Source organism: Kitasatospora sp. NPDC059088, from assembly GCF_042738155.1.
Lineage (GTDB): Bacteria > Actinomycetota > Actinomycetes > Streptomycetales > Streptomycetaceae > Kitasatospora.
The window spans coordinates 67,160-73,865 of sequence record NZ_JBHYGR010000035.1; the positions used below are offsets into that span (position 1 = coordinate 67,160).

General features: G+C 75.1%; 7 protein-coding genes. 5 read left to right on the forward strand and 2 right to left on the reverse strand.

Annotated elements, in window-relative coordinates; all coding sequences use genetic code 11:
• Positions 1-182: 182 nt before the first annotated feature.
• From ACFWXO_RS18150 to ACFWXO_RS18160, 3 genes are all read left to right on the forward strand, one after another.
• The gene (locus ACFWXO_RS18150; protein WP_380401594.1) at positions 183-815 is read left to right on the forward strand and encodes a TetR/AcrR family transcriptional regulator; all 633 of its coding nucleotides are present in this window, start codon (positions 183-185) and stop codon (positions 813-815) included.
• 127 nt (positions 816-942) lie between these two features.
• Positions 943-1,563 (forward strand): DUF4188 domain-containing protein, encoded by a 621-nt coding sequence (locus ACFWXO_RS18155; RefSeq protein ID WP_380524869.1) that lies wholly within the window; start codon positions 943-945, stop codon positions 1,561-1,563.
• Between the two features lie 36 nt (positions 1,564-1,599).
• Entirely contained in the window at positions 1,600-2,286 is a 687-nt protein-coding gene (locus ACFWXO_RS18160) for a C39 family peptidase (protein WP_380524861.1), read from the forward strand.
• On the opposite strand, the gene ACFWXO_RS18165 is transcribed toward ACFWXO_RS18160, so the two are convergent.
• Positions 2,256-3,107, reverse strand: a complete 852-nt coding sequence (locus tag ACFWXO_RS18165; protein WP_380524862.1) for a hypothetical protein — start codon at positions 3,105-3,107, stop codon at positions 2,256-2,258. The two genes, ACFWXO_RS18160 and ACFWXO_RS18165, sit on opposite strands and share 31 nt — an antisense overlap.
• A gap of 274 nt (positions 3,108-3,381) precedes the next feature.
• Positions 3,382-4,242 carry a hypothetical protein gene (locus ACFWXO_RS18170; protein WP_380524864.1) on the reverse strand — a complete coding sequence of 287 codons (861 nt, stop codon included), beginning with the start codon at positions 4,240-4,242 and terminating at the stop codon, positions 3,382-3,384.
• A gap of 242 nt (positions 4,243-4,484) precedes the next feature.
• Here ACFWXO_RS18170 and rpe point away from each other — a divergent pair, with 242 nt between their 5' ends.
• Both rpe and ACFWXO_RS18180 read left to right on the forward strand, forming a co-directional pair.
• The gene (gene rpe, locus ACFWXO_RS18175) at positions 4,485-5,168 is read left to right on the forward strand and encodes a ribulose-phosphate 3-epimerase (RefSeq protein ID WP_375889830.1); all 684 of its coding nucleotides are present in this window, start codon (positions 4,485-4,487) and stop codon (positions 5,166-5,168) included.
• Positions 5,169-5,308: 140 nt separating this feature from the next.
• Positions 5,309-6,268, forward strand: coding sequence for a pirin family protein (locus tag ACFWXO_RS18180; RefSeq protein ID WP_380524865.1), 960 nt, complete (start codon positions 5,309-5,311; stop codon positions 6,266-6,268).
• The last annotated feature ends 438 nt before the right edge of the window (positions 6,269-6,706 follow it).

Sequence of the window (6,706 nt, forward strand, 5' to 3'; positions counted from 1 at the left end):
GATGGCGGGTCCCGGGTTGGCCCCCCGGGGTCACCCCGGGGTGGCGGCCCGGGCCGCGGTGGGCGCCGCGGCGGCGGCCGGCGGGCCCGCGGGGCTCGGCGGGGCGGTGCGCGAGGAGCTGGTGCGCGAGGGGCCGGGGACGCGCCGCCCCGACACCCCGGCGCTGTGGTAGCAAGACGGGTATGACGGAACGGATCAGGGAGCGGGACCGGGGCGCCTACCACCACGGGGCGCTGCCGGAGGCCTTGGTGGCGGCGGCGTTCGAGGTGCTGGACGAGCAGGGCCAGGAGAAGGTGAGCGTGCGCGAGGTGGCGCGCCGGGCGGGGGTCTCGGCGGGGGCGCCGTTCCGCCACTTCGCCGACAAGCAGGCGCTGTTGACGGCGCTGGCGGACCGGGTGCTGGCGGACTTCGCGCGCTGGCAGGAGGCGGAGGTGGCGGCCGCCGAGGCGGTCGGCGGGTCGGCGATGCGGGCGCTCGGGCTGGGCTTCGTCCGGTACGCGCTGCGCCATCCGCGGCGGTTCGAGCTGGTGCGCTCGCGGGTGTTCTCGGCCCCCCGGGACCCGCAGCTGCGGGAGCAACTGGACGGCCTGGACCGGGCGTTCGCCGGCCTGGTGGTGGCGGACCAGCAGGCCGGGCGGGTCGGCCCCGGCGATCCGGAGCTGGTGCTGCTGTCCGGGCAGGCGCTGGTGTACGGGCTGGCGCAGATGATCGTGGACGGCTACCTGCCCGCCGAGCGGGCGGAGGAGCTGGCCGTCCGGGTCCTGGACACCTTCCGCGCGGGGATCGCCGGGACGGTCAACCCTCCTGAGCGGTAACGGAATTGTGGCTGCGGCGAACCTTGACCGGCCTGGTGCGCGCTGATGTAATCGCCGATTACATGAGCGCGAGTCGTGAGTCGTGAGCGCGAGTCGTGAGCGCGAGTACCGGGAGGCACAGATGCCGCTGTTCGCCAAGCCGCAACCGGGCTACACCACCGCCGCCGCCACCGGCGACACCGTGGTGCTGCTGATCGGCATGCGGATCAACCGCTTCTGGGCGGTGCACCACTGGGGCCCGGTGATGTTCGCGATGTTCCGGATGCTCTACGAGCTGGCCCGCAGCCCCGAGCGCGGCCTGCGCGGCCGCATCCTGCTCACCGCCTCGCCGCGGACGTACTACGTCGTCCAGTACTGGGAGTCGAAGGAGCACCTGTACCGCTACGCGAGCGCACCGGACGGCTTCCACCACACCGTCTGGGGCATAGCCAACCGGAAGATCCGGGAGGGCAAGCTGCGCGGTCACGTCGGGCTCTGGCACGAGACGTACATCGTCCCCGAGGGCGGCTACGAGTCGATCTACTTCGACATGCCGGCGTTCGGCCTGGCCGGCGCCACCGGCCAGCTGCCGCTGGAGGCGCGCGGCCGGCACGCCGCCCAGCGCCTGGCCTTCCGCTCGGGCGACGGCTCCGACGGGGCGGGCGGCGCGGAGCAGGCGGAGGGTGCGGCGGCCGGTCCGGACGGCCTGAGCTGCCCGTACGTCGCGGACGGCGCCGACGACCGGACGGGCGCTCAAGGAGTGTCGTGAGTCCGTCCGGCGACCCCGGTGTGGGAGCGTCGGGGGATGGTCGATCAGGAGGGCGCCGTCCGGCCGGCGCGGGTGGTGCACGAGGTGCCCTACCGGGCGCAGTGGGAGTCCGCGGAGCTGGTGCGGGACATCGTCGACGGGCGGCTGGACGCCGCGCGGGACCCGCGCTGGGGGCAGTCCGGGGCCGCCACCCCGGAGGAGTACGCCTGGTGGTCCTGGCGGCTCTGCGGCGTCGCCTGCCTGCGGATGGCCCTGGAGCACTGGTGGGGCGTCACCCCGGCGGCGATGGTGCTGGCCCGTGAGTGCCTGGCGGCCGGCGCGTACGTCCGGGACGGCGACAGCCTGCGCGGGCTGGTCCACGTGCCGTTCGCCGACTACGCCCGGCGGCGCTGGGGACTGGCCGCCCGGGCGACGGAGTCGACGCCCGCGCAGGTCGCGGACGAGCTGGCGGCCGGGCGGCTGGTGATGCTCTCGGTGCACCCGTCGATCCGGGAGCCGCACGGGCCCGAGCCGGTGCGGCGCGGCGGCCACCTGGTGCTGGCGGTGGGGACCACCGGGACGGCGCTGCTGATCCACAACCCCTCCGGCTTCCCGGGGGAGTCGCAGGCCTTCGCCCGGGTGCCGTGGCGCTCCTTCGGACCGTTCTACGCCGGGCGGGGGATCGTGCTCGGCCCGCCCGGCGCCGACGACGGTCAGGTGTTGTCCGGCAGCCCCACCGGGTAGAACGGCAGGCTGCTCCGGCACAGGGCCGAGATCGGCTTCAACGCGGCAGCCAGGGAATCGAGTTCGGCGCGCGGGTAGTCCTCCCAGACGCGCGCGGCGGCCAGGTCGGTGGCGGCCTCCAGGGCCTGGTGGTGGGTCCGGCCCAGCTCGGTCAGCGAGCCGGTCGCGGTCAGCCAGCCCCGCTCGACCAGGCGCTCGGCGGCGGCCTCCCACTCGGTGTCCGTCCAGCCGCGCACCGGCTGGAGCTGCTCGCGCCGCATGTCCATCGCGCAGCGGACCACCAGGGCCTCACAGCCGTCCAGCCCGGCCGCGACCAGCGCGGCCACGTGGCCGTCCCCGCGGTGCTCGCGCATCACGGTGGCGGCCCGCCAGAGCCGCTCGTACAGCCCCGGCGGGGCCGGGAGCGCCGCGTTGGCGGCGGCCAGCACCCGGCCGGCGCAGTCCAGCCGCTCGGCGGACTGCTCCATGGTCTCGACCGCCCGCTCGACCAGACCGCGGTCCACGTGCTCCAGCAGCCGGGCCAGCGCGGCGCCCGCACCCTTGCTGCGGGCGGCCAGCGCCTCCTCCGGGCTGGCCAGCGACCACAGCGCGGGCAGGGCCCGCTCGACCATCGCCGGGGCGAAGTTGAAGAACGCGGCGGTCACCGGCGGCGCGTCCACCGCGCCGAGCGGGGCGGAGCGGCCGGCGAAGTAGCCGCGCCAGAAGCCGCGCAGGCCGGCCGCCTCGAAGGCGTCGCGACACTCGGGCTCGAAGTAGGTGACGGCGTGCACCGGCTCGAAGAGCCACCAGAGCGCGCGGGCGGGATGGACGAGATCGGCCATCGGGAGACCTTCCTCGGACGGGGCTCCGGGCGGGCGCGGGGAGCTCGGCTGGTCGGTACGGCGGCGGCGGTCGCGCGGGCGGCGGATCGTCGGGGTCGCCCGGGCGGGTGCGTGGGCCGTTCACGTGCTGATGACCACGGGGACGGCCCCGGTAATCCCCGGCGGGGTGTGACGACGGTCACGTGCGGGGGTGTCGGGGGTGTGCGGGCGGGTGGCCGGGGGCGGTCGGGCGGGTGTCGGGTGGGTCCCCGGCGGGTCCCGGGTGGGGATCCGCTCAGGCCCGCACCGGCGGCATCGCGAGCGGGTCGATCGGCATCTCGGCCCGGCAGATCGCCGCGATCGGCCGCAACGCGGCGGTCAGGCGGTCGAGTTCGCCGTCCGGCCGGTGCTCCCAGACCCGGCCGGCGGCCAGGTCGGTGGCCGCCTCCAGCTCCCGGTGCCGGATCCGGCCCAGTTCGGTGACCGCGCCCGCCGCCGTCAGCCAGCCCCGGCCGACCAGCCGCGCCGCCGCGGCCTCCCACTCCTCGTCCGTCCACCCCCGCAGCGGCTGGAGCACCTTGCGGGAGGCGCCCGTGGCGCAGTGCAGCACCGGCGCCTCGCAGCCGTCCAGCCCGGCGGCGACCAGCGCGGCCACGTGGCCGTCCCCGCGGTGCTCGCGCAGCACGGTCGCGGCGTGCCACAGCCGGCCGTACACGTCCGCGTCCGTGGGTCGGGGCAGCGCGGCGTTGGCGGCGGCCAGCACCCGGCCCGCGCAGTCCGCCCGGTCCACGGCCTCCTCCAGCGCCGTCGCCGCGGTCTCGACCAGCTCGGGCGCCACCGGCGCCAGCAGCCGGGCCAGCACCGCCGCCGAGCCCTCGGTCCTGGCCGCGAGCACCCGCTCGGGGCTGGCCCTGGTCCACACCCGGGGGAGGGCGCGTTCGACCGCCGCCGGGGCGAAGCTGAAGAACGCGGCGATCACCGGCGGGGCGCCCACCGCGCCGAGCGGGGCCGAGCGGGCGGCGAAGTAGCCGTGCCAGCCGCCGTCCAGCCCGGCCGCCTCGAACGCCGCCCGGCTCTCGGGCTGGAGGAAGGTGACGGCGTACACCGGTTCGAAGAGCCACCAGAGCGCGCGGGCGGGGTGGACGGGTTCGGACAATCGAGACACCTTCCTCTTCCTCTTCCTCGTCGTGGGCGGGGCCCGACGAACGGGAGGGCACCGGCGGTCGCTCCAGAGCTGACCGCCACCGGGGCCGTCCCGGCAACCCGGGCAGCGTGTGATCACGGTCACGCGCCGGTCGGCGGGTGCGGTCGACGGCCGTACGGCGCGAGATGATGGCCCGAGGCGCCCGCCTCCCGGGTGCCCAGCCCTCGCAAGCCCTCGTACGAAGGTAGTCGGCCATGCCCCAGATCAGCCCCAGCATCCTCTCCGCCGACTTCGCCCGGCTCGCCGACGAGGCCGAGGCGGTCCGGGGCTCCGACTGGCTGCACGTGGACGTCATGGACAACCACTTCGTGCCCAACCTGACCCTGGGCGTCCCGGTGGTCGAATCGCTCGCCCGGGCCACCGACATCCCGCTCGACTGCCACCTGATGATCGAGGACCCGGACCGCTGGGCCCCGCAGTACGTCGAGGCCGGCGCCGGCTCGATCACCTTCCACGTGGAGGCCGCCGCCGCCCCCGTCCGGCTGGCCCGCGAGATCCGCGCCAAGGGTGCCCGCGCCTCGATGGCGCTCAAGCCGGGCACCCCGATCGAGCCCTACGAGGACCTGCTGCCCGAGCTCGACATGCTGCTGATCATGACGGTCGAGCCCGGCTTCGGCGGCCAGGCGTTCCTGGACATCATGCTGCCGAAGATCCGCCGCACCCGTGAGCTGATCGCCAAGCACGACCTGGAGCTGTGGCTGCAGGTCGACGGCGGCGTCTCGGCGACCACCATCGAGCGCTGCGCCGAGGCCGGCGCGGACGTGTTCGTGGCCGGGTCGGCCGTCTACGGCGCGGCGGACCCGGCCGAGGCCGTCCGCAGCCTGCGCGAGCTCGCCGCCGGGGCGAGCAAGGACGCCTGGTGGGCCTGCGAGCACTGAGCCGCCCCGCCGCCGGGGCGGCGCCCGCGGTGGCCGCCGGATGGCCGGGCACGGGTGGAGGAACCCCGCACCGTCACGGATGATCGGTGACGGTGCGCCCTCCCCGGCCCGGCCCTTCCCATGACGGTGGTGGAACCGCGATGAGCAACCTCGACCTCAAGCCCGCCCCGACCACCTGCGGCCGCGAGGCCAGCAGCGGACCGGTGCAGGACCTGCTGACCGGACGCCTGGTCCAGCTCGGCGAGAGCACCGCCGTCCGCCGACTGCTCCCCAACCTGGGCCGCCGGATGGTGGGCGCCTGGTGCTTCGTCGACCACTACGGCCCGGACGACATCGCCGACGAACCCGGGATGCAGGTGCCGCCGCACCCGCACATGGGCCTGCAGACGGTCAGCTGGCTGCACAAAGGGGAGGTCCTCCACCGCGACAGCCTCGGCAGCCTGCAGACCGTCCGGCCGTACGAGCTGGGCCTGATGACCTCCGGGCGGGCGATCTCCCACTCCGAGGAGTCCCCGCGCCCGCACGCCCGCTACCTCCACGGCGCCCAGCTCTGGGTCGCCCTCCCGGACGCCCACCGGCACACCGCCCCCTCCTTCGAGCACCACCCCGACCTGCCGGTGGTCACCGCGCCCGGCCTGCGCGCCACCGTCATCCTCGGCACCCTGGACACCGCCACCTCGCCCGGCACCACCCACAGCCCGCTGATCGGCGCCGACCTCGCCCTCACCGAGGGCACGGACCTCCGGCTCCCGCTGGTCCCCGAGTTCGAGTACGCCGTCCTCGCCATGACCGGCCGGATCGACGTCGACGGCGTCCCCGTCGAACCCGGCTCGATGCTCTACCTCGGCTGCGGCCGTCGCGCGCTCCCGCTCCTCGCCCGCTCCGACGCCTCGGCGCTGCTCCTCGGCGGCGAGCCCTTCGAGGAGAAGATCGTCATGTGGTGGAACTTCATCGGCCGCTCGACGGAGGACATCGCCCAGGCCCGCGCCGACTGGACGACGGGCGACCGCTTCGGCGAGGTCCACGGCTACGCCGGCGCCCGCCTCCCCGCCCCGGAACTCCCCGCCGCCCCGTTGAAGCCGCGCGGCCGCGAGCGCTGAGCCCGGCCGGCGGCACCGCAGTACGCCCGCAACCGGCGTGACCGGCCCGTTTGCGCGGGGCCGCTGCCGGGCGTAGTGTTCTCTAGCTGCTCGGCTGGGAGCACCGGACACGCGTAGGCGCGGACGGTCCCGGAGCAGCCAATCCCTTGAAACACCACTTCCCGTCCTGGGCTGTGTCGCGTTCGCTTTTTCGCGCTCCGGCCCGAGGTTAATTCGGCGTGCGCGTTTATGGGGATTGCGGCTGGATTCGCTTTTCGAAGCGGGGGTCGGCTACAGTTTGAAACGTCGGACGGGGCACCAAGCCGCAGAAGACACCAGCAAATCCGATGAATGAAACTCCGGAAAACGGAGCGGAAAACATCTGGTAAGCTGGAAACACGAAAGAACGAAGCGCCCGGAGGGCCCGCTGGAAGGCGGTCCGAAGGAAGCGTCCGTTCC

What these genes read in the sequence shown, in the direction of transcription:
- ACFWXO_RS18180 (WP_380524865.1), top strand. Translation starts at nt 5,309, where the DNA reads ATGAGCAACCTCGACCTCAAGCCCGCCCCGACCACCTGCGGCCGCGAG.
- ACFWXO_RS18150 (WP_380401594.1), top strand. Translation starts at nt 183, where the DNA reads ATGACGGAACGGATCAGGGAGCGGGACCGGGGCGCCTACCACCACGGG.
- ACFWXO_RS18165 (WP_380524862.1), bottom strand. Translation starts at nt 3,107, where the DNA reads ATGGCCGATCTCGTCCATCCCGCCCGCGCGCTCTGGTGGCTCTTCGAG.
- ACFWXO_RS18160 (WP_380524861.1), top strand. Translation starts at nt 1,600, where the DNA reads ATGGTCGATCAGGAGGGCGCCGTCCGGCCGGCGCGGGTGGTGCACGAG.
- rpe (WP_375889830.1), top strand. Translation starts at nt 4,485, where the DNA reads ATGCCCCAGATCAGCCCCAGCATCCTCTCCGCCGACTTCGCCCGGCTC.